Annotated in this window: 21 protein-coding genes; 9 read left to right on the top strand and 12 right to left on the bottom strand. The window is 63.2% G+C overall.

The window, feature by feature from the left end; genetic code table 11:
* Positions 1-8: 8 nt before the first annotated feature.
* Complete coding sequence (locus NYR54_RS06575; protein WP_261514812.1) at positions 9-692, top strand: response regulator transcription factor; 684 nt, start codon at positions 9-11, stop codon at positions 690-692.
* 9 nt (positions 693-701) lie between these two features.
* Here the strand turns inward: NYR54_RS06575 and NYR54_RS06580 are convergent, their stop codons facing one another.
* Positions 702-4,196 (bottom strand): hybrid sensor histidine kinase/response regulator, encoded by a 3,495-nt coding sequence (locus tag NYR54_RS06580; protein WP_261514969.1) that lies wholly within the window; start codon positions 4,194-4,196, stop codon positions 702-704.
* 177 nt (positions 4,197-4,373) lie between these two features.
* Here NYR54_RS06580 and mscL point away from each other — a divergent pair, with 177 nt between their 5' ends.
* Both mscL and NYR54_RS06590 read left to right on the top strand, forming a co-directional pair.
* Positions 4,374-4,787: a large conductance mechanosensitive channel protein MscL gene (gene mscL / locus NYR54_RS06585; RefSeq protein ID WP_261514813.1), complete on the top strand. Its 414-nt coding sequence runs from the start codon at positions 4,374-4,376 to the stop codon at positions 4,785-4,787.
* 33 nt (positions 4,788-4,820) lie between these two features.
* Positions 4,821-6,011, top strand: coding sequence for a pyridoxal phosphate-dependent aminotransferase (locus NYR54_RS06590; RefSeq protein ID WP_261514814.1), 1,191 nt, complete (start codon positions 4,821-4,823; stop codon positions 6,009-6,011).
* A 27-nt stretch (positions 6,012-6,038) separates the two neighbouring features.
* On the opposite strand, the gene hemA is transcribed toward NYR54_RS06590, so the two are convergent.
* The 3 genes from hemA to NYR54_RS06605 all read right to left on the bottom strand — a co-directional run bounded on the left by hemA (position 6,039) and on the right by NYR54_RS06605 (position 8,958).
* The gene (gene hemA, locus NYR54_RS06595; RefSeq protein ID WP_261514815.1) at positions 6,039-7,316 is read right to left on the bottom strand and encodes a 5-aminolevulinate synthase; all 1,278 of its coding nucleotides are present in this window, start codon (positions 7,314-7,316) and stop codon (positions 6,039-6,041) included.
* 139 nt (positions 7,317-7,455) lie between these two features.
* Positions 7,456-7,848, bottom strand: coding sequence for a GFA family protein (locus NYR54_RS06600; protein ID WP_261514816.1), 393 nt, complete (start codon positions 7,846-7,848; stop codon positions 7,456-7,458).
* A 108-nt stretch (positions 7,849-7,956) separates the two neighbouring features.
* Positions 7,957-8,958 carry a 2-hydroxyacid dehydrogenase gene (locus NYR54_RS06605; RefSeq protein ID WP_261514817.1) on the bottom strand — a complete coding sequence of 334 codons (1,002 nt, stop codon included), beginning with the start codon at positions 8,956-8,958 and terminating at the stop codon, positions 7,957-7,959.
* Between the two features lie 166 nt (positions 8,959-9,124).
* Between NYR54_RS06605 and NYR54_RS06610 the strand changes: the two genes are divergently transcribed.
* Positions 9,125-9,694 carry an SH3 domain-containing protein gene (locus NYR54_RS06610; RefSeq protein ID WP_261514818.1) on the top strand — a complete coding sequence of 190 codons (570 nt, stop codon included), beginning with the start codon at positions 9,125-9,127 and terminating at the stop codon, positions 9,692-9,694.
* A 145-nt stretch (positions 9,695-9,839) separates the two neighbouring features.
* Here the strand turns inward: NYR54_RS06610 and irrA are convergent, their stop codons facing one another.
* Positions 9,840-10,280: an iron response transcriptional regulator IrrA gene (gene irrA / locus NYR54_RS06615; protein ID WP_279327430.1), complete on the bottom strand. Its 441-nt coding sequence runs from the start codon at positions 10,278-10,280 to the stop codon at positions 9,840-9,842.
* 218 nt (positions 10,281-10,498) lie between these two features.
* On the opposite strand from irrA, the gene fabA reads away from it, so the two are divergent.
* The 3 genes from fabA to fabI are packed head-to-tail and all read left to right on the top strand — an operon-like array spanning position 10,499 to position 13,144.
* Entirely contained in the window at positions 10,499-11,017 is a 519-nt protein-coding gene (gene fabA, locus NYR54_RS06620) for a 3-hydroxyacyl-[acyl-carrier-protein] dehydratase FabA (RefSeq protein ID WP_261514819.1), read from the top strand.
* A 44-nt stretch (positions 11,018-11,061) separates the two neighbouring features.
* Positions 11,062-12,282 carry a beta-ketoacyl-ACP synthase I gene (gene fabB / locus NYR54_RS06625; RefSeq protein ID WP_261514820.1) on the top strand — a complete coding sequence of 407 codons (1,221 nt, stop codon included), beginning with the start codon at positions 11,062-11,064 and terminating at the stop codon, positions 12,280-12,282.
* A gap of 10 nt (positions 12,283-12,292) precedes the next feature.
* On the top strand, positions 12,293-13,144 hold the full coding sequence (fabI, locus tag NYR54_RS06630) for an enoyl-ACP reductase FabI (RefSeq protein WP_261514821.1): 852 nt from the start codon (positions 12,293-12,295) through the stop codon (positions 13,142-13,144).
* 30 nt (positions 13,145-13,174) lie between these two features.
* Here fabI and NYR54_RS06635 read toward each other — a convergent pair whose 3' ends face one another.
* The gene (locus tag NYR54_RS06635; protein WP_261514822.1) at positions 13,175-13,675 is read right to left on the bottom strand and encodes an MmcB family DNA repair protein; all 501 of its coding nucleotides are present in this window, start codon (positions 13,673-13,675) and stop codon (positions 13,175-13,177) included.
* A 246-nt stretch (positions 13,676-13,921) separates the two neighbouring features.
* Between NYR54_RS06635 and NYR54_RS06640 the strand changes: the two genes are divergently transcribed.
* Positions 13,922-14,545: a L,D-transpeptidase gene (locus NYR54_RS06640; RefSeq protein ID WP_261514823.1), complete on the top strand. Its 624-nt coding sequence runs from the start codon at positions 13,922-13,924 to the stop codon at positions 14,543-14,545.
* Positions 14,546-14,673: 128 nt separating this feature from the next.
* On the opposite strand, the gene NYR54_RS06645 is transcribed toward NYR54_RS06640, so the two are convergent.
* The 5 genes from NYR54_RS06645 to NYR54_RS06665 form a co-directional block, all read right to left on the bottom strand.
* Complete coding sequence (locus NYR54_RS06645) at positions 14,674-15,243, bottom strand: NifU family protein (RefSeq protein ID WP_261514824.1); 570 nt, start codon at positions 15,241-15,243, stop codon at positions 14,674-14,676.
* A 91-nt stretch (positions 15,244-15,334) separates the two neighbouring features.
* Positions 15,335-15,826: a universal stress protein gene (locus NYR54_RS06650; protein ID WP_261514825.1), complete on the bottom strand. Its 492-nt coding sequence runs from the start codon at positions 15,824-15,826 to the stop codon at positions 15,335-15,337.
* 99 nt (positions 15,827-15,925) lie between these two features.
* The gene (trpS, locus tag NYR54_RS06655) at positions 15,926-16,993 is read right to left on the bottom strand and encodes a tryptophan--tRNA ligase (RefSeq protein ID WP_261514826.1); all 1,068 of its coding nucleotides are present in this window, start codon (positions 16,991-16,993) and stop codon (positions 15,926-15,928) included.
* Between the two features lie 78 nt (positions 16,994-17,071).
* A complete protein-coding gene (gene murJ, locus NYR54_RS06660; protein WP_261514827.1) occupies positions 17,072-18,634 on the bottom strand; it encodes a murein biosynthesis integral membrane protein MurJ in 1,563 nt (520 codons plus the stop codon).
* A 205-nt stretch (positions 18,635-18,839) separates the two neighbouring features.
* Entirely contained in the window at positions 18,840-21,650 is a 2,811-nt protein-coding gene (locus tag NYR54_RS06665) for a [protein-PII] uridylyltransferase (RefSeq protein ID WP_261514828.1), read from the bottom strand.
* 134 nt (positions 21,651-21,784) lie between these two features.
* Here NYR54_RS06665 and NYR54_RS06670 point away from each other — a divergent pair, with 134 nt between their 5' ends.
* Positions 21,785-22,753: a small ribosomal subunit Rsm22 family protein gene (locus tag NYR54_RS06670; protein ID WP_261514829.1), complete on the top strand. Its 969-nt coding sequence runs from the start codon at positions 21,785-21,787 to the stop codon at positions 22,751-22,753.
* Positions 22,754-22,786: 33 nt separating this feature from the next.
* Here NYR54_RS06670 and mutS read toward each other — a convergent pair whose 3' ends face one another.
* Positions 22,787-25,435, bottom strand: a complete 2,649-nt coding sequence (gene mutS / locus NYR54_RS06675) for a DNA mismatch repair protein MutS (RefSeq protein ID WP_261514971.1) — start codon at positions 25,433-25,435, stop codon at positions 22,787-22,789.
* Positions 25,436-25,601 lie beyond the last annotated feature (166 nt).

The raw sequence follows: 25,601 nt of genomic DNA on the forward strand, positions 1-25,601 counted from the left end.
GGACTTTCTTGGGCTACCGTTTCGTGGTCGCCGATGATCATCCGCTGTTCCGCGGTGCGCTGCAGCAGGCGCTTGGCGGGCTCGGTGACGACTGCTCCATTCTGGAAGCGGAGGATTTCGACAGCGCTAAGGCGCTGATTGCCGGCGACGAGGACATCGACCTCGTGCTGCTCGACCTCGCCATGCCCGGCACCAGCGGCCTTTCCGGTCTGGTGGCGCTGCGCGGCCTTTCGCCTTCCGTACCCATCGTCATCGTTTCCGCCTATGACGACCCGCAGACGATCCGCCGCGCGCTCGACCTGGGCGCCTCGGGCTTCATTCCCAAATCGACCCGTATGGAGGAACTGCGCAAGGCGATCCGTGCGGTGCTCGATGGCGGCATCTTCACACCTGCGGAAATAGAACTTGGCGAGGAAGGCGATCCGGAAATCGCCGATCTCATCAACCGCATCCATACGCTTACGCCGCAGCAGGCGCGCGTGCTGACCATGCTTGGCCAGGGGCTTCTGAACAAGCAGATCGCCTATGAGCTGAACGTCTCGGAAGCGACGATCAAGGCGCATGTCTCCGCCGTGCTGCAGAAGCTCGGCGTTGACAGCCGCACACAGGCCGTGATCCTGCTTTCGAAGATCGGAGCCACCCCGCTTTCGGAAGGAGGACAGGAAGTACCCCCTTCCGCGCAGGCGGGTTGAAGCGCCTGTTCACTCTGCCGCCAGCATCCGGCGGTGCCGCGCAAGGAGCACCCGCAGCGCAGCGGGTTTCACTGGCTTGTTGAGGACGGGGATATCCATGGCATCGGCGGCCATCCGCACGTCGCTGCTGCGGTCGGCCGTAATCAGCACGGCGGGGATTTCCGCTTTCCAAGCCTGGCGCAATCGGCGCACCACGGAAAGCCCGTTCTCGCCGTCCAGATGATAGTCGGCCAAGATGATATCCGGCGGCGCGCCGAGCCTCTCCCCCATCTCAAGCGGAGGGAGGCCTGAAATGGCATTCACCCGGCAGCCCCAGCCTTCCAGCAGAAGCCGCATGCCCTTCAGGATTTGCACGTCATTGTCGATGACGAGCACGTTGAGACCGGCAGTCACCGCCTCAGGAGCCACGGACAGCGCCGGGCGTTCGGATGGCACCTCCACGGGCTCGCTGCTGACGGGCACCAGAACGGAGAAGCGCGTGCCCTTGCCGACCTCGGAGGAAAGCCTGATCTCCAGCCTGAGCACGCGCGCGATGCGGTCCACGATGGAAAGGCCAAGGCCGAGCCCCTGCGCCTCGCGCATGCCCTCACTGAGGCGCGTGAACTCCCGGAAGACCATGTTGAGCTGGTCGCCTGCGATGCCGATGCCCGTATCCAGCACCTGCAGCTCGACCAGCGGTCCGCGGCGCCGCACGCCGACGAGCACGCGGCCCTTGCGCGTATATTTGATCGCGTTGGAGAGAAGGTTCTGCACCAGACGGCGGAACAGGTTGCGGTCGGTGCGGATTCTTACAGACGAAGGGACGATGGTGAGCTTCAGGCCCTTCTCCGCCGCCAGAGGTTGGAAGTCCGTGCCCACCTGGCGCAAGAGATCTTCCAGGCAGAAGACGGTCTCCGTCGGCTTCAGAGCCCCCGTATCGAGCCGGGAGATATCGAGCACCGCGCCGAGGATGGTCTCCACCGAGTCGAGTGACGACTCGATATTCTCGATCAGAGCAACGAGGTCCGGGCGCTTCACCGCCTCCTTCAGCGGGCCGCAATAAAGGCGGGCGGCGTTGAGCGGCTGCAGAATATCGTGTCCCGCGCCCGCCAGAAACCGTGTCTTCGAGAGGTTTGCTTCCTCCGCCAGCATCTGCGCCTGCGCCAGCTCCTCATTCACGCGCAGAAGCTCGGCCGTGCGATCGGCCACGCGCTGCTCCAGCGTCTCGTTGGCCCGTTTCAGGGCCTCGTCAGCCTCCACGCGGGCGGTGATGTCGGTATAGGTGGCGACGATACCGCCACCGGGCATCAGATTGGAGCGGATTTCCATGATGCGGCCGCTCGACTTCAGCCGCATCTCCCAAGGGGAACCGAAGGACATTAGCCGCTCCGGCACCGACTTCTCGGCTTCGCGGTCCAGCTCGTTGCGGGCAATCAGATGACCCACGATCTGGCCGAGCGACACACCCACCTGCCCTAGCGTGTCCGGCAGGTCGAAGAGCGTGCGGAACTGCCGGTTCCAGCAGGTCAGGCGGAAGTCCTTGTCGAAGACGGTGATACCCTCCTCCATCTGGTCGAGGGCGGTCTGGAGCATGTCGCGATTGTGCTGCAGCGCGATCGAGGCATCGTCCAGCAGCTTCATGGCATCGCGCGGAGAGCCGCCGTTGCGCTGGAGAAGCAGGGAGAGGATGAGGCGGGCCGACGACGAGCCGACCGCGCTCGTAAGAAGCTGTTCGGAGAAGCGGATGACCGCCATGCTCGCCGGCTCGTTGCCGTTGAGCGGCACATTCAGGCTGGCCTCGAAGGTGAGGAACGAACGCTCCGTACGCTCCACGCCGAGATAGCGGGAAATCGTGTCCTTGAGATCGTTCACTGTGACCGCCGTGCGGAAACGGCGCAGGCTGGGCATCGGCGCCGTCTCGCGTGGCACGAAGATGGAGGCCTGGATGCGCTCAAGGGGGGTGGCTGCGCGCGACAGCGACCCAAACACGAAAAACAGCGTGTTGATGCTCAGACTCCACAGAACGCCGTGGTTCAGCGGCTCAGCCACTGTGCCGAACAGAGCCTGCGGCTTCAACGCCTCTATACCGAAGGGGCCATGAGTGATGATCTCGGTGCCTGCTGGCGCCAGCGAAGGGAAAAGCAGCGTATAGGCCCAGATCGCAAATCCAGCGATCATGCCGGCCAGAGCGCCGCGGCTGTTCGCGCCGCGCCAGATGAGCCCGCCCAGAAATGCCGGCGCGAACTGGGCTATCGCCGCAAACGAGATGAGGCCGATGGCGGCGAGCCGCGTGTTGTTGGTCGTCTCCCGGTAGTAGAGAAAGGCCGCAAAGAGGATCAGGAAGATCGCCGCCCGGCGGATGTTCAGGATGACGGCGGAAAGGTCTTCCTTCTCTCGGCTGTCCGATTTCAGCAGAACACGACGCACGAACAGCGGAATCACGAGGTCGTTGGAGATCATGATCGAAAGCGCCACGCTCGCCACGATGACCATGGCAGTGGCCGCCGACAGCCCGCCGATGAAGGCGGCAAGCGCCAGAAAATCGTGCCCAGACAGGAGCGGCAGCGCGACCACGTAGAGATCGGAACTGGTCCGCTCCCCGACGATGCTGAGGCCGGCAAAGGCGATCGGGATGACGAACAGATTGATGAGAACCAGATAGAGCGGGAAGAGCCAGACCGCTGTCTTCAGCTCTTCCGGACCCTTGTTTTCGACGATACCCACATAAAACTGGCGCGGCAACATGACGATGGCGCAGGCCGATAGGGTCGTCATGACGATCCACGTGGCGAGCGAGGTGGGATGGGTGAACGCGCGGACCACCTGCGGCTCCGCCGCGACGCGTCGGGCGAGATCCGTCGGATCGCCGAACAGCACAAAGGTGACCCCCACCCCGACGGCTAGGAACGCCGCAAGCTTCACGATAGATTCGACCGCCACCGCCAGCACCAGCCCGTTCTGGTGCTCCGTCGCGTCGGCATGGCGCGTGCCGAACAGCACGGCAAACAGCGCAAGCAGCATGGCGATCATGAGCGATATGTCGCCGACGAAAAGGTCGATCCGGGGCAGAGCGCCGTCGTAATGCTCCACCATCAGGCTCACCGAATCGGAAATCGCCTTCAATTGCAGTGCGATATAGGGAATGACGCCGCAGGTCGCCGTGAGCGTGGCCACGGCCGCCACGGCGAAGCTCTTGCCGTAACGCGCCGCCAGAAAGTCGGCGATGGAGGTGATCTTCTCGCTCTTTGCAAGCCTGATGATGCGCTGAAGCAGCCGGTGCCCGAACAGGAAGACTAGGATCGGGCCGATATAGATCGTCAGGAACTCAAAGGCCCGCTCGGAAGCTAGCCCCACTGAGCCGAAGAACGTCCAGGACGTGCAGTAGATTGCGAGGCTCAGCGCGTAGATGAAGGAGCGCGGCCGCGCCTCCCCTCTGATGGCAGCGCGCCGGTCGCCGTGGCTTGCGATCACGAACAAAAGCGTGACGTAGCCGATCGCTATGATGGCGATGACCCAGCCCTGCACGTGGCGGACCCTCACTCCTCCCTAAGAAAAGCCAAGCACAAGGAGCAAGGCCGCGCAATCCCCTGCCTTGCGAAGGGTGCGCATGTAAGCCGACAAATAACGATGAACATCGCCCGCAGTTCTGCTATGTTTTGCCAATCTGCGGCGGAAGCGAAGCTCTTAGAGTGAGGAGGATCCATGCTGAACGAATTCAAGGAATTCATCGCAAGAGGGAATGTGATGGATTTGGCCGTCGGCGTCATCATCGGCGGCGCCTTTGGTCTGATCGTCAGCTCTCTCGTCGACGACATCATCATGCCGATCGTCGGCGCCATTTTCGGCGGTTTTGATTTCTCGAATTATTTCATCCCCCTGTCCTCGGAGGTGACCGCGACCACACTGCAAGCCGCCCGCGAGCAGGGGGCCGTCCTTGCCTATGGAAACTTCATCACCGTTGTGATCAACTTCCTGATCCTGGCCTGGATCATCTTCCTCATGGTAAAGGGGGTGAACAGCCTGCGCCGCCAGCAGGAGGTTCCCGCCGAGCCGGAAGCGCCGCCGCAGGATGTGCAACTTCTCACGGAAATTCGCGATCTTCTGGCCAAAAAATAGCCGCACCCGGTCTCGATGTAGCAAAAAGCTGACGTGCTGTCTGTAAAGCCATCCACGGGATTGGAAGGATTTTTACGCGCCGAAGCGCGCTCGGCGCCGCACAGTGGCATAGTCGCCGTTGCCGAGCACGCGCGGGGCCGTCCCGGGGTGATCCCGCTCTGGGTCGGGGAAGGCGATCTGCCCACGCCGGATTTCATCCGTGAGGCGGCGGCGGAAAGCCTTGCCGCAGGGCACACCTTCTACACCTGGCAGGGCGGAATTCCTGAACTGCGCGCCGCGCTGGCGCGCTATTATGAGCGCACATTCGGACGGCCCTTTGTCCCCGAGGAATTCATCGTCACAGGCGGCGGAATGCAGGCGATTCAGCTTGCGCTCCAGGCCGTGGCGGGCGCGGGAGAGGAGATCGTCTACTGCTCTCCCGCCTGGCCGAACATTTCGGCGGCCTTCGCGATCCCGGGCGGCAGACCCGTGCCGGTGGAGCTCGATTTTTCCGAAAACGGGTGGAGCCTTGATTTTGACCGCGTGGAGGCCGCGATCACGCCGCGCACGCGAGCGCTTTTCGTCAACACCCCGGCAAATCCTACCGGCTGGACGGCCGACCACGAGACGCTGAAGGCCCTTCTCGATCTCGCCCGGCGCCGCGGACTGTGGATCATCGCCGACGAGATCTACACGAAGTTCTTCTATTCAGGAGCCCGTGCACCTTCCTTCATCGACATCGCCTCGGACGAGGACCGGATTATCTACGTCAATTCCTTCTCGAAGAACTGGGCGATGACCGGCTGGCGCATCGGCTGGGTGCGAATCCATCCTTCGCTCGGCCAGGTCTTCGAGAATCTTGTGCAATACTCGACCTCGGGCGTGGCCGAGTTCATGCAGCGCGGCGCAGTGGCCGCACTCGATCATGGCGACGGTTTCGTGGCCGAGCAAGTGGAACGCGCCCGGATCGGCCGTGATGTGCTGGGCAAAATCCTGGGCGAGACGGGTCGCATCCGGCTGACGAGGCCAGACGGAGCCTTCTACCTGTTCTTCGCAATCGACGGCATCGGGAACTCGCACGACATGGCGGTACGGATCGTCGACGAAACAGGCGTGGGCCTGGCACCCGGAACGGCCTTCGGAAAAGGTGGCGAGCAATTCTTCCGGCTCTGCTTCAACCGGCGCACTGACCACATCGAGGAAGCGGCCGAGCGGCTCGTCGTGTGGATAAGAAAGACGGGTTAGCCGCCTGACGAGCAGGCTGCGGCCGGGTCAGCCTCCGGACTTCTCCACCACCAGCGGGATGATCCGCTCGGAGCGGGCGGCAGGCGCCTGCGCGGTCTCATCATAGGGAATGCCGAGCGCTTCCCAGGTCTCCAGCAGCGCATCCTTCAGCACGTCGATCAGCTCGTCCGTGTGGAATGGCGTGGGCGTGATGCGCAGACGCTCCGTGCCCCGCGGCACGGTCGGATAGTTGATCGGCTGGATGTAGATGCCGTGCTTTTCCAGAAGCCGGTCGCTCGCCTGCTTGCAAAGCTCCGGGTCCCCGACCAAGAGCGGCACGATATGAGTTTCGGACGGCATGACCGGCAATCCCGCGGCCTTGAGCACATCTTTCGTGCGCTGGGCCTGGCGCTGATGCCGCTCGCGCTCGACACTGGAAACCTTCAAATGACGGATCGACGCACTGGCGGCGGCGGCAATTGCCGGCGGCAGCGCCGTGGTGAAAATGAAGCCCGGCGCATAGGAGCGCACGGCATCGATGATCGCGGCTGATCCCGCGATATAGCCGCCGATGACGCCGAACGCCTTGGCGAGCGTGCCCTCGATCACATCCATGCGGTGGGCAAGCCCCTCGCGCTCGGTGATTCCGCCACCACGCGCGCCGTACATGCCGACCGCATGCACCTCGTCGATATAGGTCATGGCGTTGTAGCGCTCGGCAAGATCGGCAATGCCTTCGATGGGCGCGATGTCACCATCCATGGAATAGACCGACTCGAAGACAATCAGCTTCGCGCGCTCGCGCCCGGCTGCTTTCAGCAGGTCTTCCAGATGGTTGAGGTCGTTGTGGCGGAAGATCTTCTTTTCCGCGCCCGAGCGGCGCACGCCCTCGATCATCGAGGCGTGGTTCAGCTCGTCGGAGAGAATCAGCGCATTCGGGAGCAGCCGGCCAATGGTGGAGATCGAGGCCTCATTGGATATGAAGCCGGAGGTGAAGACGAGCGCCGCCTCCTTACCATGCAGATCGGCAAGCTCGGCTTCGAGCTCCACCAGGGGATGGTTGGTGCCGGAAATGTTGCGCGTGCCGCCCGCGCCGGAGCCCATGCGCCCCGCGGCCTTCTGCATTGCGGCGATCACCTCCGGATGCTGGCCCATGCCCAGATAGTCATTGGAGCACCAGACGGTGATCTCGCGCGCCTGCCCGCCGGAGCGCCAGATGGCGCGCGGGAACGAGCCCACGATCCTCTCCAGATCGGCGAAGACACGATAGCGACGTTCCGCATGAAGCTGGTCAATCGCCTCGGAAAAGAACCGCTGATAATCCATGTTGCCTTCCTGGGTTGCCGCCGGATCATAAACCCGGCCCGCTCAGGCGTCTATCCGCGCAGGCGAGGTCAAATTGCCACGGTCCGCGTATAACACCTTGCGCGCGATCACTTTTCCGTAAAAAGGCCGCCGTCGCGCCCTAATCCTCGAAACGGCTCGCTGTGTCCCGGTCGCGCTCGTAATGTCTTGCAAGCGGGAATGGCGGCAGCCAGGACTCGCGGCGAATGGTCCAGAGTTCATAGGTCGGCCTCAGTTGGTCCGGCGCATCCAGCGAGCCCAGATTCACCTCGATCTCGTCGCCGCTCCGGCCAAAAACCGAGGAGCCGCAGTGCGGACAGAAATGCCGCCCGGCATAGTCGCGCGTTTCACCGTCCACCGTCACCGCGTCCTCGGGGAAGATCGCGGAGGCGTGGAAAAGCGCTCCATGAAGCTTCCGGCAGTCAAGACAGTGGCAAATGCCCACCCGGTACGGCCGGCCTGTCGCCACGATCCGAACCTTCCCGCAAAGGCAGCCGCCCGTGAACTGCTCCATGCCGTGTCTCCCCTGAAATCAGCGTAGCGTTCTCAACGAAGCCCGTCTCCATGAAAGAGACGCCTGCGCAATCCCCTGACGGAGCGGGCGGTAGGAGCCGGCCGAATCTTACGCCCTGCGCGGCAGCACGCGGTCGGGCGGGCGATGGCCGTCGAAGAAGGTGCGGATGTTGATGATCACCTTCTCGCCCATGTCGATACGGCCCTCGATGGTGGCGGAGCCCATATGCGGCAGGATGACGACCTTGCCGCGCTCGGCCAGCTTGACGAGCCTCCGGTTAACCGCCGGCTCGTGCTCGAACACGTCGAGGCCGGCGCCGGCAAGCCTGCCCTCCTCGATCATGCGGATCAGCGCGTCCTCATCCACCACATCGCCACGCGCGGTGTTGACGAGATAAGCCGTGGGCTGCATCAGCGCCAGCCGCCGCGCAGACAGCAGGTGGAAGGTGGCCGGCGTCGAAGGGCAGTTGACGGAAATGATGTCCATGCGGGCAAGCATCTGATCCAGGCTGTCCCAGTAGGTCGCCTCCAGTTCATCCTCGATCATGGGCGCGACGCGGCGGCGGTTGTGGTAGTGGATCGAAATGCCGAAGGCCTTGGCGCGACGCGCCACGGCGGTTCCGATGCGGCCCATGCCGACAATTCCGAGCCTCTTGCCCCAGATGCGGTTGCCGAGCATCCAGGTGGGCGACCAACCAGCCCATTTGCCGCTGCCACGCAGGATCGCCGCGCCCTCCGTCAGCCGCCGGGGCACGGCCAGCATCAGCGCCATCGTCATGTCGGCCGTGTCTTCCGTAAGCACGTTGGGCGTGTTGGTGACAGTGATACCGCGCTCATTGGCGGCCACCACGTCGATGTGGTCGACTCCGTTGCCGTAATTGGCGATCAGCTTCAGCTGTTCGCCCGCCTGCGCCAGAAGGTCGGCATCGATGCGATCCGTGATGGTGGGCACCAGCACCTCCGCCTCCTGCACGGCAGCGATAAGCTCCTCCCGGGAAAGCGGCCGGTCGTCCACGTTGAGCCGCGCGTCGAACAGTTCGCGCATGCGTGTCTCGACCTGATCCGGCAGTTTTCGCGTGATGACGACGAGCGGCTTCTTCCGGCCAGCCATGTTTGCGTGCAACCTCCCCGCATTGAGGCCTCGTTAACCAGGAAGAGCGACATTTGAAAGGCTGCCGTCCTGCTTCGCGGCCTCGGGTCCGATGTCTACCAAGCAGGGACGGCCAAGACAAAGAAAAAGACCGTCTGCGCTCATGGTATCAGGGGTATCTTCGCACATGAAGGCTCAAGTCCGTTCCGCGGCGCGAATCCTCCGCCGGCTTGCGCCGGTTCTAGTGGCCGTGAGCCTCGCCGCGGGTCTGGCTACTCCTTCGGCAAAGGCGGACCAGAGCCAGCCCGTAACGCTTGGGCCGAGCGGCCTGCCGCTTCCACGCTTTGTCAGCCTGAAGTCGGGCCGCGTCAACATGCGCGTGGGTCCGGGCACCCAGTACGAGGTTGAATGGATGTATCTCAAGCCCGGCCTGCCGATGGAGATCATCCAGGAATATGACAATTGGCGGCGCGTGCGCGACGCCAATGGCGCGGAAGGCTGGATTCATCAGGCGCTGCTGTCGGGCCGCCGTACCGGCGTCATAGCACCCTGGTTCCAGGGAAGGGAGACGAACTTTCCGCTGCTGGCGGACCCTCGGGAAGGCGCACGCACGATCGCCTTGGTGGAGGCGGGTGCCATCGGGGAAGTGGTCACGTGCAACGGCCAATGGTGCCGCATGACCTTCTCCGGACATACCGGCTGGATGGAGCAGGACGCCATCTGGGGGGTCTATCCGGGGGAGACGATCACGGAGTAGGTGAAGCCGGCGCTGCTCGGCTTTATCCTGCAGACGGGCTTTATCCTGCAGACGGTTGGAATCTCTTCAAAAGCATCCGATTAACGGGCTATCGCGCCTCCGTTTGTGGCGAGACAGTCACGGATTCAGGCTTGGGCTTCGCCCGTCAGTTCGCCCTGTTGGCCTTGGGACGCAGCCGCACGACGATGTCCACATGGGCGATTTCCATGCCGTCGGGCGGGGAAGGAAGGTTGGTGACGGTGACGGGTCCCTCGGGAATGTCCACAAGACGGTTTTCGCCTTCCAGGAAGAAATGGTGGTGATCCGAGGTGTTGGTGTCGAAGTATGTCTTCGACCCTTCGATCGGCAGGATGCGCAGCATGCCCGCTTCGGTGAACTGATGCAGTGTGTTGTATACGGTGGCCAGCGACACCTGGACTCCGGCCGCAAGCGCCTCCTCGTGAAGCTCTTCCGCCGATATGTGGCGGTCGCCCGCAGCGAACAGCAGTGCGGCCAGCGCGACACGCTGGCGTGTAGGACGCAAGCCCGCCTCGCGCACCCGCTTCTCCAGCGCATGTTCGTCGAAATGGACTGTCGCTGTGACCAAGGAAACCTTACCTGTCCCTTTCGGTTCGATCCCGCGGAACGGCGCGTCAAGCGCCGGCCTGGGCCCACATATATTCTGACACGGAAAAGCGATCAATAGACGGGCCGATAGGGCGATTGTACACGCAGGCGGTTTCCTCCTTGAAACAAGCTGTGATAGGGAGAGTCCCGAATGATCACCAGACCGCCAATTGAGGCGGTGAGCGAGAATGGGAATTCATGGCGCAGACGAAATCCAGCTACGACTACGAGGACCTTCTGGCCTGTGCCCGCGGCGAGCTGTTCGGGCCGGGCAACGCACAACTTCCCGCCCCGCCCATGCTCATGTTCGACCGCATCACCGAGGTGAGCGCGGAAGGCGGTGGGTTCGGCAAGGGCTTCATTCGCGCCGAGCTGGATATCAAGCCCGATCTGTGGTTCTTCGCCTGCCACTTCATCGGCGACCCGGTCATGCCGGGCTGTCTCGGCCTCGATGCCCTTTGGCAGATGACCGGCTTCTTCCTCGGCTGGCTGGGCGAGCCGGGGAAAGGCCGCGCAATCTCCACCGGCGAGGTGAAGTTCAGCGGCATGGTCACGCCTGCTGTCCGCAAGGTGGAATACGGGGTAGACCTCAAGCGCGTCATGCGCGGGCGCCTCGTGCTGGGCATCGGCGACGGCTGGCTGAAGGCCGATGGGGAGACCATATACCGTGCCAGCGACCTGCGTGTCGGCCTGTTCAAGCAGGGAGCTGCCGCGTAGGTCAGCGGCATGCAGGGCCATAAAGCCTCAAGGAGAGCTATGGGATGAGACGTGTCGTAGTCACCGGCCTCGGTATTGTGTCCTCCATCGGCGATAATGCCGAAGAAGTCACGGCTTCTCTGCGCGAGGCCCGTTCGGGCATCAGCTTCTCGCAGGATTTTGCGGATCGCGGCTTCCGCTGTCAGGTCTGGGGGGCGCCCAAACTCGACCCCACGGAGTTGGTCGACCGTCGCGCCATGCGGTTTCTTTCCAAAGGCGGGGCCTGGAATCACGTGGCGATGGAACAGGCGATTGCCGATTCCAGCCTCGAGGAAAAGGACATCACCAACGAGCGCACGGGCATCATCATGGGCTCGGGCGGTCCGTCCACGCGCACCATCGTGGAGGCGGCCGACATCACGCGCGAAAAAGGATCGCCAAAACGCATCGGCCCCTTTGCCGTGCCCAAGGCGATGTCTTCCACGGCCTCGGCGACGCTGGCCACATGGTTCAAGATCCGCGGCGTGAACTACACCATCACCTCGGCCTGCTCCACCTCGGCTCATTGCATCGGCAATGCCTACGAGCTGATTCAGTGGGGCAAGCAGGACATCATCTTCGCCGGCGGGCATGAGGATCTTGACTGGACCATGTCGAACCTGTTCGACGCCATGGGTGCCATGTCCTCCAAGTTCAACGACCGCCCGGCGGCTGCCTCGCGCGCCTATGACGTCAACCGCGACGGCTTCGTGATCGCCGGCGGCGCCGGCGTGGTGGTGCTCGAGGAACTGGAGCACGCCAAGGCGCGCGGTGCGAAGATCTACGGCGAGGTGGTCGGCTATGGCGCCACTTCAGACGGCTACGACATGGTGGCTCCTTCTGGCGAAGGTGCGGTGCGATGCATGCGCCAGGCGCTCGCCACGGTGAAGGAGAAGGTGGACTACATCAACACGCATGGCACGGCGACGGAAGTGGGCGATTCGCGCGAGATCGCGGCCATCCGCGAGGTCTTCGGCGATGACATGCCGTACATCGCATCCACGAAGTCGCTTACGGGCCACTCGCTCGGCGCGGCTGGCGTGCAAGAGTCGATCTACGCCCTCCTCATGATGAAGGAAGGCTTCATAGGGGAAAGCGCCCATATCGAGGAACTCGATCCGGAGTTCGAGGGTGTCCCCATCGTGCGCAAGCGCATCGACAACGCGAAGATAGACACCGTTCTGTCGAATTCCTTCGGCTTCGGTGGCACAAACGCAACGCTTGTCTTCCAGCGTTACGCAGGCTGAGAGGTTTGGAATGGACGCTTTGATGAAGGGCAAGCGCGGTCTCATCATGGGGGTCGCGAACGATCATTCGATCGCGTGGGGGATTGCAAAGAAGCTTGCCCAGCACGGGGCGGAGCTCGCCTTCACCTATCAGGGCGAGGCCTTTGGCCGCCGCGTCAGGCCGCTCGCCGAGCAGGTGGGCTCGAAGTTGCTTCTGCCCTGCGACGTGGAGGACAGCGTCTCCATCGACAAGGTGTTCGAGGTGCTGGAGGCCGAATGGGGCACGCTCGATTTCGTCGTGCATGCCATCGGCTTTTCCGACAAGAATGAGCTGAAGGGGCTTTACGCCAACACCACGCGCGAGAACTTCATCCGCACGATGGTGATTTCCTGCTACTCCTTCACCGAAATCTCCCGCAAGGCTGCCGCCATGATGGAAAACGGGGGCAGCATTCTTACGCTCACCTATGCTGGCTCCGTGCGCGTCATGCCCAACTACAATGTGATGGGCGTGGCCAAAGCGGCCCTCGAGGCGAGCGTTAGGTATCTCGCCAACGATTACGGCCCGCGCGGCATCCGGGTGAACGCCATATCCGCCGGCCCGGTCCGCACGCTCGCCGGCGCAGGCATCGCCGACGCGCGGCACATGTTCACCTACCAGCAGCGCAACTCGCCGCTGCGCCGCACCGTCACCATCGATGAGATCGGCGGCTCGGCGCTATATCTGCTCTCCGACCTTTCAACTGGTGTGACGGGCGAAATCCATTACGTGGATTCGGGCTACCACATCGTCTCCATGCCGGTGCTGGAGGAACTGAAGCGCTCGGGAGAGGCTTCGGAAAAGGCGGAGGCGGAGCGGGCGGCCGCGAGAGTGGCGAAATAACACGCTGTTGCTGCGCCGCCGCAAACGCCCTCAGCGATCCTCGCCGTCAAGCAGCGGAATGGGAACGCCCGCGAGCTCCGCTGCCGTCAGCCGTGCCGCGCTTGCACGCGCGAAGCGCAGCATGAGCGCCCTGCGCGTGGCGGGAGCCAGCCGGTGCTCGGGCGCATCACGCAGAATTTCCGCGCCGTAGCCGTCCGAAAGGATGAAGCCGCACTCCGGCGGAAAAATTTCCTCCGGTACGTCCGGATGCGAGGCAAAGAAGAAGCGGTCCGAATGCAGCCGGTACTCCGGCCATTTCCGATCCACCCTGAAATCCTCGACCGACGACTTGATCTCGATGATCCAGAAGTCGCCCTTGGGTGTCAGCGCCACAAGGTCGGCACGGCGCCCGCTGGCAAGGGGCAGCTCCGGCAAGACGGCGGCTCCCATTTCCATGAGAAGCCGCTGCACGCCGCGGCGCACTACAAGGGCGCGGTCGGATTGACGACCGTCGGCCAGCGGGTTGACGGGAAAAGGTGATACGATGGGCATGGACCAAGATTGCCAGCAAAACCGGCCGCGGAAAAGGCTTTGAGGCGCCGGCAGTGGCGGTTTCCTGACAGCAGGGACGATCCCCATGGCACGACCGCCGGTGTTGCGCAAATGCAATAATGCTCCGCCATCCTGGGCGGAACTCATAAGCCGATTATTAACCATCTTGGCAGAGATTACCCGCCACTCTAATGAGAAACGGTAGGAAAGACCTACCCGTTATTTGCATAGATCGGGGCTCTCTCAATGACATCTAAAGCTCTTTCCGTTGCTGCTGCTCTGGTGCTCTCTGCAGTACTCGCCGGCTGCAGCAGCGACGGCACGGGAAAGCTGTTCACTTCAGAATATGGCGCCGTCGTCGACGCCGGATATCAGCTTCCGCAGATCCCGATCTCGCAGGTGCCGCGCCAGTATCACCGGCAGATCGTTCCTTACGAAACGGACGAAAAGCCCGGCACCATCATCGTCGATACCAAGGAGAAGTTCCTCTATCTGGTGATGGAGGACGGTAAGGCCATGCGCTACGGCATCGGCGTCGGGCGTGAGGGCTTCCAGTGGTCGGGCACAGCCCGCGTGGCCATGAAGCGCGAGTGGCCCACCTGGACACCGCCGGCAGCGATGATCAAGCGCCAGCCGGAACTCGCCAAATGGGCGGGAGGCATGCCGCCCGGCCTGTCAAACCCGCTCGGCGCGCGCGCGCTTTACCTGTTCAAGAACGGCAAGGACACACACTACCGGCTGCACGGCACGCCGGAATGGTGGTCCATCGGCAAGGAAGTGTCCTCCGGCTGCATTCGCCTTCTGAATCAGGACATCATTGATCTTTACAACCGCACCGAGATCGGTGCAAAAGTAATCGTGAAACGGTAGGAACCGTCTCGGTGACAGACGCTGCGCCGATCCGGCGCGCGAACGAAAACCGGGCCTCGCGGGCCCGGTTTTTCTTTTACCAGCCGATGGAGCGGAGATACCTGCCAGTGGAGCAGAGCGCCCGTTTGTCAGACGACCTGCTCGACGTGCTGAACCTCCGGCACGAAGTGATGCAGCAGGTTCTGGATGCCGTGCTTGAGCGTGGCGGTCGAGGACGGGCAGCCGGCGCATGCGCCGCGCATGTAAAGATACACCGTACCGTTCTCATATCCGCGGAAGGTGATGTCCCCGCCGTCCTGCGCTACCGCCGGGCGCACTCGCGTATCCAGCAGCTCCTTGATCACAGCGACGATTTCCTCATCGGCCGCGTCGTAGAACTCGCCGCCTTCAGGCGCCTCATTCCCGCTTTCGCCGGCCGCCATCACGGGCTGGCCGGACATGAAATGCTCCATGATCGTACCGAGGATGGCGGGCTTCAGATGCTGCCACTCCGCGCCCTCCTTCGTGACGGTGATGAAGTCATACCCGAAAAAGACGCCGATCACCCCCGGTATGTCGAACAGACGGCCGGCCAGCGGCGAAGCGGCGCGCGCCGATTCCGCATCGCGGAAATCCGCCGTACCCTCTTCAAGCACAACCCGGCCCGGCAGGAACTTGAGCGTTGCGGGGTTGGGTGTAGCTTCCGTTTGGATGAACATCGACGGATCTCCGTGCTGCCTTTTTTGGAATGGTTCTAAAATAAGCCGAAAGGAATGGCTGTTCAAGCCGCATATAGGCAGCAGCCGGCCTTCAAGCCAGGCTTTCGATCTCCTCGTCGGTCAAGCCGTACGGGATGACGGTGACCGGAATCGGGAATGCGGCGCCCTTCCCAGCAACCGAAGAAACGAGCGGCCCCGGCCCTTCCTTGGCGTTGCTGGCGCCAAGCACCAGAATCGCGATGTCCTGGTCTTCCTCGATGAGCCCGTGAATCTGCTCAATCTTCTGCCCCTCCCGCACGATGAGTTCGGGTTCTATCCCGATCGTCTCGCGCACTTTGGAGGCCAGCGCATCGAGCGCGGCGTGAGCGCTCTTCAGGGCCTCCTCGCGCATGATCTGCTCCACGCCCAGCCAGTGCTGGAAGTCTCCGGGCTCGATGACATAGAGCAGAATCACAGCGCCGTTGGTGGCCTTGGCGCGCCGCGCCGCATAGGCGACGGCACGCTCGCATTCCGGCGATTCATCGACAATGGCGAGGAATTTCCGCTTGTGGCCGGCTTCCCGGCTCAGACGTTTCGAGACCATGTACGTCCCTTCCTCCACGGGCGGCACCTGGCCGCCCCGGCCAATCTGCCATTGGCAAGGCCGGGCGGCAAGCCGCGCGTTTCCATGTGATATGGGAACTCAGTCAGCCAGAAGCCCGACGATTTCGCGGACTTTTTTCATCGTCTCCTCCGCGATCACGGCCGCGCGCTCCCCGCCGTCACGCAGAACTTTGTCCACATAGGCGGGATCAGCGGCGATGCGCCGCATCTCCTTGCCGATTGGCTCCAGCGTGGCTACGGCGAGATCGGCAAGTGCCGGTTTGAAATCGGAGAACTGGCGCCCGCCGAATTCGGCGATCACCTGTTCGCGCGAAATGTCTGCCAGGGCGGCATAGATGCCGATCAGATTCTCCGCCTCAGGCCTTCCCTCAAGGCCTGCAAGGTCGCTCGGCAGCGGTTCGGGATCCGTCTTCGCCTTCCTGATCTTGCGGGCGATGGCGTCGGCATCGTCGGTAAGGTTGATGCGCGAAAGATCCGACGGGTCGGATTTCGACATCTTCTTCGATCCGTCGCGCAAGCTCATGACCCGTGTCGCCGGCCCCTCGATGAGCGGTTCGGTAAGGGGGAAGAACCCGCTCACCTTCTCCTCGCCGACGGCCATCTCCACCCCGTATCCGAGCTCGGCTATGCGCGCGGAGAAATCGTTGTTGAACTTCTGGGCGATGTCGCGGGTCAGTTCCAGATGCTGCTTCTGGTCCTCGCCCACCGGCACGTGGGTCGCGCGATAGACGAGAATGTCGGCGGCCATCAGGCTCGGATAGGCGAGAAGGCCGAGAGAGGCGTTTTCGCGATCCTTGCCGGCCTTGTCCTTGAACTGCGTCATCCGGTTCATCCAGCCGATGCGGGCGACGCAGTTGAATATCCAGGCCAGCTCGGCATGCTGGGGCACCCGTGCCTGGTTAAAGATGATGCTTTTTTCGGGATCGAGCCCGCAGGCGAGATAGGCCGCCGCGATGGCACGGGTCTGATCCGCCAGGTCCTCATGCACCAGCGTCGCCGTCAGGGAATGTAGGTCGACGACACAGTAAATGCACTCATAGGTGTCCTGCAGCGTGACGAACTTCTTGAGGGCGCCGAGATAGTTGCCGAGGTGCAGATTGCCTGTCGGCTGTATTCCGGAAAAGACGAGCTGCCTGAATTCACTCATGGGCATTCCCTGAAAGCTTTACGCCGCGCGCCGCGCGAAGCGAGGCCGTGGCGCTTATGAACGAGCCCGCACGCGCAATCAAGCCCTACGCCTCCGCAGGGCGGTGGCGAGCTCCTGCCGGTCCACCGCGCCCGTTAGCAGCGCGAGCGCCAGATAGACCACCGCTGCGGCGGCTATCACGACCAGCACTGCGATCGCGCGTAGGACGACAGTTGCCTCTTCGAGCGGCGCGATCACAAGCACGTCCAGCCCATAGGCAACAATGCCCATGGCCGCGCTAGCGAGGCAGATCATCGCCACCCGGCGCAACGTGATGCCGGACGGGCGGAAGGCATTGCGCCGCCACAGGGTCACGGCAAGAAGCAGGACATTGACCCAGGACGATACCGAGGTGGCAAGCGCGATCGCCACGTGCCCGAGCCAACGGAACAGCACCAGGCTCATCGCGATATTGACGATCACGGAAATCAGCGAGAACCACATCGGCGTCCTCATGTCCTCGCGTGCAAAAAATCCTGGCTGGAACACCTTCACCAGCACATAGGCCGGAAGCCCGGAGGCGAAAGCGGAAAGCGCGGAGGCCGTCATGGCCGTGTCGTGCGCGGTGAAGGCGCCCCGCTCATAAAGCAGAGCGACGATGGGGCCCGGAAGGACCATCAGCCCCACGGCCGCCGGCACGGTGAGGCCGAGGGCGAACTCCAGGGAGCGGTTCTGTAGATGCTGCGCCTCGCGCTGGTTGCCGGCCTTCAGCGCACGCGCAAGCTCCGGCAGAAGCACGACGCCCACGGCGATGCCGATGACGCCCAGCGGAAGCTGATTGATACGGTCTGCAAAGTTCAGAAGCGCGATCGCCTTGTCCTGGGCCGAGGCGATGATCTGGCCGATGAGCAAATTGATCTGCATGATGCCGCCGGTCACCAGCGCCGGAGCCATAAGCACCAGCACGCGCCGCACGGCCGGCGTCAGGCGCGGGCGGCGCAGCCGCAACGTGAACCCGGCCTTGCGCACGGCGGCAATGAGGATCGCAAGCTGCGCGATGCCGGAGATGAACACGCCCCATGCGAGCCAAAGCCCCGTGAGGCGGGCGGGCAGTTCAAGAAGCAGGCACAGCGCCAGCGCGGCGGACAGAATCACGTTGAGCAAGACCGGCACCAGGGCGGCGAGAAAAAAGCGGCGCATGGAATTCAGGATGCCTGAAAGCATCGCCACCAGCGACATGCAGGCAAGATACGGAAACATGATCCGTGTCATGACGACCGTGAGGTCGAACTTTTCCGGATCGTCCAGAAAGCCGGGCGCAACCAGCGTGCTTACCAGGAACGGCATGAAGATCATCGCGACAGCCGTCAAAGCCAGAAGCGCAGCCAGAAGCGCAGCCAGCACATGCTCGCCGAAATGCCGGGCCGCCTCCATCCCGCCGCCTTCCAGTTCCTTGGAGAACAGAGGCACGAATGCCGTGTTGAAGGCACCTTCGGCAAACAGCCGGCGGAAGAGATTCGGGAAACGGAAGGCGGCATAAAAGGCGTCGGTTACCGGCCCCACGCCAAGGGCTGCGGCAATCAGCGCCTCACGTACGAAACCCAGCATGCGGCTGGCCATGGTGGCGCTTCCCACGCTGGCGAACTTAGCGACAAGGCTCATGCGCGCCGTCCCCTGCCCATGGCCGTAGACGGTGAGGAGGTTGAATGCATTGTGGGGATCACGGACGGCTGCCTCGCTTTGGCGCAATGCCGGGAAAAAGGGATACGGATATCCCGGACGGAATTAAGCAACAACAATAACTTAGATCCTTTCCGTGTTTCCGGGAAGTTTGGAAAGGATCTTGCCACATTCTTCCCTGCCGCCATTACGCGACCGCCGCCTTCGCGCGCGAGCGGCTGCCGCGCAGGCGCCGGCCGTTTTCCAGCACATCCAGCAGTTCGCGGCGGATCGCTTCCATCCGGTCGGGGTTCTCGATCTTCGCGCCGGTCAGATCGGTGACATAGAACGTGTCGATCACCTTTTCGCCGAAGGTGGTGATGTGCGCCGAGGCTATGTCGAGCGACAGGTCCGACATCGCGCCTGTCACTTCCGAAAGCAGGCCGGGCCGGTCAAGACATTCAAGCTCAATCACCGAGAAGCGGTTCGACAAGGTGTTTTGCACCTCGGCGCGCGGCTCGACGCGGAAGGTTCGCGGACCCCGGCGTGGCTTGACGCGCTTCTCGATTACATCCGGCAGGTAGGTCTTGCCCGACAGCACATCCTGGATGAGCTGCCCCACCCGTTCGGCCCGCCGCCGTTCGTCGTCGTCGAAATCGAACTGACGGCTGATGAGGATCGTATCGAGCGCCCGTCCGTCGGCGGTGGTGAAAATCTGGGCGTCTACGATATTGGCTCCGGCGGCCGCGCATGCTCCGGCAATGATCGAGAGCAGCCGAGGATGGTCCGGCGCAAGCACTGTGATCTCCGTCACAGCCTCGAAGGCGTGCGGCTCCACCATGGTGGAAAGCGCCCTGCTCCCGCGATCGGCGTCGCGGATGAATTCGGCGTGCCGCACCTGGTCTGCCGTATCCACGGTCAGTAGATAATTCTCGTAATGCAGTTCGGCGTAGCGGCGCGCTTCCTCCGCCGTCCAATCCCTGGCGGTAAGCGCCTCGACAAGCTGGTCGCGCGCGGCATCCGCCCGCGCGGCGCGGGAGGTCACGGAGAAGCCGCCGGTAAGCAGGAGCTCCGTCTCGAAATAGAGGGTGCGCAGAAGCTGGCCCTTCCAGCCGTTCCACACGCCGGGGCCCACGCCACGAATGTCGCAGACGGTGATGACAAGAAGCAGCTTCAGCCGCTCCACCGACTGCACGATGTCGGCAAAGTCCTGGATCGTCTTACGGTCGTTGAGGTCGCGCATCTGCGCGATCATGGACATGGTGAGATGCTGTTCCACCAGCCAGGCCACCATTTCGGTCTGGGCCTTGTCGAAACCCATATGCGGGCACAGCCGCCGCGCGATGCGGGCGCCTGCAACCGAGTGGTCCTCCGGCCGTCCCTTGGCGATGTCATGGAAGAGGAGGGCAGCATAAAGCACCTCGCGCCAAGGCTTGAGACTCGGCATGAGCGAATGGATGAGCGGATGCAACTTCTCGCATTCGCCGCGTTCAATCTCGGCCAGTACGCCGAGGCAGCGGATCAGATGCTCATCGACCGTGTAGTGGTGGTACATGGAAAACTGCATCATCGCCACGATCCTGTTGAAATCGGGGATGAGCTTGCCCAGCACGCCGGCCTCATTCATGCGGCGCATGTTGAGCTCCGGATCGCGCGGCGAGGTGAGCAGGTCCATGAAAAGCCGGTTCGCTTCCGCGTTCCGGCGCAGGTTCCGGTCGATCAGCTTGAGCGAACGTGTCAGAAGCTTCAGCGCGTCGGGGTGATACTCCAGCCCGTGCCTGTCGGCGAACCAGAACAGCCGCAGGATGTTGACGGGATCGCGCTCGAAGACGCGCTCGTCAGCCACATTGATGCGATGGTTGTCGATGACGAAGTCGCTCGTTCCCGCGAGCTTGCGCTTGCGGCGCGAGAAGGTGAGGAAGATGCGGTTGAAGCCGGGCACATGCTTGGCCTGCTCCTCCTCAAGCGCGGCGCAGAAGATGCGCGTGAGGTCTCCCACCGCCTTGGCGGTCAGGAAGTAGTGCTTCATGAAGCGCTCGACGGGGGAAAGGCCCGGATGGCTGGTATAGCCGAGCCGTTCGGCAATCTCGCTCTGGATGTCGAAATGCAGCCGCTCCTCCGCCTTTCCGGTCAGGAAATGCATGTGGCAGCGCACGGCCCACAGGAAATCCTCCGCCTTGCGGAACTGCAGGTATTCGCGGCGGGTGAAAACGCCCTTGTCGACCAGTTCCTCGGCCTCGCGTACGCGGTAGTAATATTTGCCGATCCAGAAAAGCGTATGCAGGTCGCGCAGCCCGCCCTTGCCGTCCTTCACATTGGGCTCGACCAGATAGCGGCTTTCGCCCGCCTTGGCGTGCCGGGCGTCACGCTCAGCGAGCTTTGCCTGGATGTATTCGGTAGCCGTGTCCTTGACGATCTCTCGGTCGAAGCGGGCAATCAGCTTGTCGTAAAGGGCCTCCTCGCCGCAGATGTAGCGCGCTTCCAGAACAGCCGTACGGATGGTGATGTCCGTCTGCGCGTGGCGGATACACTCGTCCACCGTGCGCGTCGCGTGGCCGACCTTTAGGCCCAGGTCCCAGAACATGTAGAGCATGTATTCGGCGACCTGCTCGCCCCAGGGCGTCTGCTTGTAGGGAAGCAGGAACAGGAGGTCGATGTCGGACCCCGGCGCCAGCGTGCCGCGCCCGTACCCGCCAACGGCGACCACGGCCATGCGCTCAGCGGCGGAGCGGTTCCGCACCGAGTAAACGTGAACGGCGGCGAATTCGTAGAGCGCGCGGATCATCTCATCCATGAGATGAGACAGGCGGGTGGCGCAAGCGGTTCCACCTCCGTCTTCCGCCAGCATGGTCTCCGCCATTTTCCGGCCGCCGATCAGGCGTTCCTTGAGAAGCTTCATCACGCGCGAGCGAGCAGCGGGCGAGGAGGCGCCTTCGGCGTCTGAAGCGATCGCCTCCAGATCGGCGCGAAGGCGTTCAGCGTCGATGATCTGGTCCAGTTTCAGGGGGACCTTTGCCATTTCGTCTTTCCCCGTTCGGCGGCGCTGTATAGCGCGTTCTCGCGGCATAAGAAACGGCATCGGCCATTTCGTGACAGCTTGTCCCGTTTGAGGCCGTCCATTATGGCGAGGCTTTCTTTCGAGGGTATGGACCGATGGAGCTTCCCGCCACGCTGCGGCAGGCAGCCGACGAAATTCTGGAGGGCGTATCCCTGCATGATCTGCGGCGAGCCGCGGAACGCCTCTCGCAGCGATATCGCGGCGAGGTCCTTGACGGGTGCCTGCATGTTTCCGACGTCCTGGCGGCAAAGGCCTATCTCGTCACGCGGCTACCCGCGACCTATGCCGCGATCCGGCAGAGCCTTGCCGAGACAGCAAGGCGCAACGCGGAGTGCCAGCCGAAGAGCCTGCTCGACATCGGCTCGGGACCCGGCACCGCGCTGTGGGCGGCACTCGAAGAGTGGCCGCAGATCGAGGAGGCGGTACTGGTGGAAGCAAGCAGTCCGATGCGTGAAACCGGGCAGCGGCTCGCACGATCGCTTAACCTGAAGCGGCTTTCCTGGCGCGCGCTCAAGGCCGAGGACCTTTCCGGCCAAGCGGAACCCGCTGAACTTGTCACGCTCTGCTATGTGCTCGACGAGCTTGCCCCCGCTTTTCGCGATCTTCTGGTCAAACGTCTCTGGACGCTCAGCCTGAGGATGCTGGTGATTGTCGAACCGGGTACGCCAGCGGGCTGGCAGCGCATTATGGCCGCGCGCGAAATTCTGCTTAAGGCCGGGGCGCATATCCTTGCACCCTGCCCCCATTACGCCCCCTGCCCGGTCGCGCCGCCCGACTGGTGCCACTTTTCGCGCCGGGTCGCCCGGTCGCGCCTGCACCGGCTAGCCAAAGGCGGCGACGTGCCTTGGGAAGACGAGAAATTCATCTATCTGGCGGCATCGCGCACCGCGACGCGGCAAGTCGGCCTGCGCGTTCTCACGCCGCCAAGAACGGCAAGCGGCGCGATCCGGCTGAAGCTCTGCGGTCCCGATGGCAAGCTGGAAGAGCGGCTCGTCACCCGGCGCGAAGGCCGAGCCTTCAAGGCCGCACGCCGGATTGAATGGGGTGACATGTTGGAGCTATAGCTCGCATGGCGACTATAGCTCCGGGATATCCGGTCAGTTGCCCAGAAGCAGCCCCTTCAGGCGATAGAGGGCATCGAGCGCTTCCCTCGGTGTCATTTCGTCCGGGTTCAATGCGCTCAGCTCTTCCCGTAGCCGGTCGGACGTTTTCCGCATCGGCGGGTCCCTGTGCATAGCCGCCGAAAACAGCGGCAGATCGTCCACGATGCGCGCAGCCTTGGACCCCGTTTCACCTTCCTCGAGCAGATGCAGGACCTCCCGCGCCCGCTCCACGACGGCGGGCGGTAGGCCGGCAAGCCGCGCCACCTGAATGCCGTAGGAACGGTCCGCCGCGCCACGCGCCACCTCGTGCAGGAAGATCACTTCGCCCTCGAATTCCTTCACCCGCATTGTCACATTGACAAGGCGGGAAAGCTTCTCGCTGAGTGCGGTCATCTCATGGAAGTGGGTGGCGAAGAGCGCACGGCAGCGGTTCTTCTCGTGCAGATATTCCACCGCTGCCCAAGCGATGGAGAGGCCGTCGAAAGTGGCGGTTCCCCGGCCGATTTCATCAAGGATCACCAGCGAGCGTTCGCCCGCCTGGTTCAGGATGGCCGCCGTCTCCACCATCTCCACCATGAAGGTCGAACGGCCACGGGCAAGATCGTCCGAGGCACCGACGCGGGAAAAGAGCCGGTCCACAACGCCAATGCGCGCTGAACGCGCGGGTACGAAGGAGCCCATCTGGGCCATGATGGCGATCAACGCGTTCTGGCGCAGGAAGGTGGACTTGCCACCCATATTGGGGCCGGTCAGGAGCCAGATCGCGCCCGCCTTCTCGCCATCCGCCGGGGAAAGATCGCAATCGTTGGCCACGAACGGTTCGCCAAGCTGCCTACGCAACGCCTGTTCGACCACCGGGTGACGCCCGGCTTCGATGTGGAAATCGAGGCTATCGTCTACGACGGGGCGGCAATAGTTTTCGCTGTCGGCAAGCGTTGCGAGTGCGGCCGATACGTCAAGAACAGCGAGCGCCGCCGCCCCGTCGCGCAGCACTTCAGACGCGGCCACCACCTCCGCCGCCAGCCGATCAAAGACCGCGAGCTCGATGGAAAGCGCCCGGTCGGCGGCGTTGGCGATCTTGGTTTCCAGTCCTGCCAGCTCGGTTGTGGTAAAACGCATGGCGTTGGCCATGGTCTGGCGATGGATGAAGCGAGCCTTGGCTTCATCCGAGTTAGTCAGCACGCCGGCATTGTTGGCCGTGACCTCGATATAATAGCCGAGAATGTTGTTGTGCCGGATCTTCAGCGAGCGAATGCCGGTCTCCTCGATGAGATCCCGCTCCATGGCCGCGATCACGCGGCGGGATTCGTCACGAAGCGAGCGCATTTCATCGAGCTCGCTGTCATAGCCCGGGCGGACGAAGCCGCCGTCGCGCTTCATAAGGGGAAGCTCGTCGGCCAGGGCGCGGGCCAGGTGGTTCGCAAGGTGAGCGGGCAACACTTCAAGGTCGCGCACCGCGCGGGACAGCTCGGCAGGCAGCTCCTTTCCCTGGAGCAGATCGCAGACGGCTCGTGCGGCCTCCAGTCCCGCCGCCAGTGCGCCGAGGTCGCGCGGGCCTCCGCGGTTCAGCGCGATACGCGACAGAGCGCGGCTAATGTCCGGGGCAGCTTTCAAAAGCTCGCGCAGCCCGTCGCGCAGCATCGCCTCATTGAGGAAGAAGGAAACAGAATCAAGCCGCTCTGCGATCGCCTCCGGGTCGGTAAGCGGCGACATCAGCCGCTCGCAAAGCAGCCTACCGCCCGCTCCCGTCACGGTGCGGTCGATGGTCTTCAGAAGGCTGCCTTCGCGCTCGCCTGAAAGGGTCCGCGTCAGCTCCAGATTGGCCCGGGTGGCCGGATCGATGAAGAGGCTCGCAGTTTCATCGTCGCGCTCGGGGCGGCCGAGCGGCGGACGCTCCGAAACCTGGGTTTTCTCCACATAGGCGACAGCGCCCGAGATGGCCGAAAGCTCCGCCCGGGAGAAGCGGCCAAAGCCGTCCAGCGTGGCCACGCCATAAAAGCGCGCAAGCCGCATGGGCGCGCTGGCCGAATCGAAGAAGGCCGGCGGCTGTGGGTTCACCATGCGCCCCAGAGTATCGAACAGGGGCCGCAAGGCAGGATCGTGATAGACCGGCTCGGCGACGATCAGCTCGCGCGGGTCGACCCGCATGATATCGGCAAGCAGCCGGTCGGGCAGAGTGGTTGCCACGCGGAAGACGCCCGTGGAGATATCGAGCCAGGCAAGCGCCATGGCATCCTCGCCACCCTTCACCCGGCCAAGCGCCATGAGATAGTTGGCTTGCGAAGGATCGAGAAGCTTCTCCTCGGTAATCGTGCCGGGCGTGACGAGACGGATGACATCCCGCTGCACGACGGCCTTGTAACCGCGTTTCTTGGCCTCCGCTGGGTCCTCCATCTGCTCGCAGACGGCCACCCGGTGCCCCAGTGCGATCAGTTTCTGAAGATAGTCATCGGCTGCATGCACCGGCACGCCGCACATGGGAATGTCTTCGCCCTGGTGCTTGCCGCGCTTGGTTAGCGTGATGCCGAGCGCACGGCTGGCGATGACCGCATCCTCAAAGAAGAGCTCATAAAAATCGCCCATGCGATAGAACAGGAGGCAGTCGCTGTTCGCGGCCTTGATCTCGATATATTGACGCATCATGGGCGTCGCCCCGTCCGCAGAAGGGGGCGGCACGGCGACAGCCTGCTGCTCGTCCACGGGCGTTTGCCTGTTCAAGGAACCCTCAGCAAAAATTCCGGATACGCGGTTTTGGCCATTTACGCACACGAAGTGTAGCCTTATGCACCGGTGTTCGGCAAAACTCCAC

The sequence above is a fragment of the Chelativorans petroleitrophicus genome (genome assembly GCF_025398195.1).
Lineage (GTDB): Bacteria > Pseudomonadota > Alphaproteobacteria > Rhizobiales > Rhizobiaceae > Chelativorans > Chelativorans petroleitrophicus.

Coding starts and splice junctions, on each gene's coding strand:
- NYR54_RS06605 (WP_261514817.1), bottom strand. CDS start 8,958: ATGGCTGGCCGGAAGAAGCCGCTCGTCGTCATCACGCGAAAACTGCCG.
- NYR54_RS06665 (WP_261514828.1), bottom strand. CDS start 21,650: ATGGCAAAGGTCCCCCTGAAACTGGACCAGATCATCGACGCTGAACGC.
- mutS (WP_261514971.1), bottom strand. CDS start 25,435: ATGATGCGTCAATATATCGAGATCAAGGCCGCGAACAGCGACTGCCTC.
- NYR54_RS06640 (WP_261514823.1), top strand. CDS start 13,922: ATGACATCTAAAGCTCTTTCCGTTGCTGCTGCTCTGGTGCTCTCTGCA.
- NYR54_RS06635 (WP_261514822.1), bottom strand. CDS start 13,675: ATGCCCATCGTATCACCTTTTCCCGTCAACCCGCTGGCCGACGGTCGT.
- NYR54_RS06650 (WP_261514825.1), bottom strand. CDS start 15,826: ATGGTCTCGAAACGTCTGAGCCGGGAAGCCGGCCACAAGCGGAAATTC.
- fabI (WP_261514821.1), top strand. CDS start 12,293: ATGGACGCTTTGATGAAGGGCAAGCGCGGTCTCATCATGGGGGTCGCG.
- fabA (WP_261514819.1), top strand. CDS start 10,499: ATGGCGCAGACGAAATCCAGCTACGACTACGAGGACCTTCTGGCCTGT.
- trpS (WP_261514826.1), bottom strand. CDS start 16,993: ATGAGTGAATTCAGGCAGCTCGTCTTTTCCGGAATACAGCCGACAGGC.
- NYR54_RS06670 (WP_261514829.1), top strand. CDS start 21,785: ATGGAGCTTCCCGCCACGCTGCGGCAGGCAGCCGACGAAATTCTGGAG.
- fabB (WP_261514820.1), top strand. CDS start 11,062: ATGAGACGTGTCGTAGTCACCGGCCTCGGTATTGTGTCCTCCATCGGC.
- hemA (WP_261514815.1), bottom strand. CDS start 7,316: ATGGATTATCAGCGGTTCTTTTCCGAGGCGATTGACCAGCTTCATGCG.
- mscL (WP_261514813.1), top strand. CDS start 4,374: ATGCTGAACGAATTCAAGGAATTCATCGCAAGAGGGAATGTGATGGAT.
- NYR54_RS06610 (WP_261514818.1), top strand. CDS start 9,125: ATGAAGGCTCAAGTCCGTTCCGCGGCGCGAATCCTCCGCCGGCTTGCG.
- NYR54_RS06645 (WP_261514824.1), bottom strand. CDS start 15,243: ATGTTCATCCAAACGGAAGCTACACCCAACCCCGCAACGCTCAAGTTC.
- murJ (WP_261514827.1), bottom strand. CDS start 18,634: ATGAGCCTTGTCGCTAAGTTCGCCAGCGTGGGAAGCGCCACCATGGCC.
- NYR54_RS06600 (WP_261514816.1), bottom strand. CDS start 7,848: ATGGAGCAGTTCACGGGCGGCTGCCTTTGCGGGAAGGTTCGGATCGTG.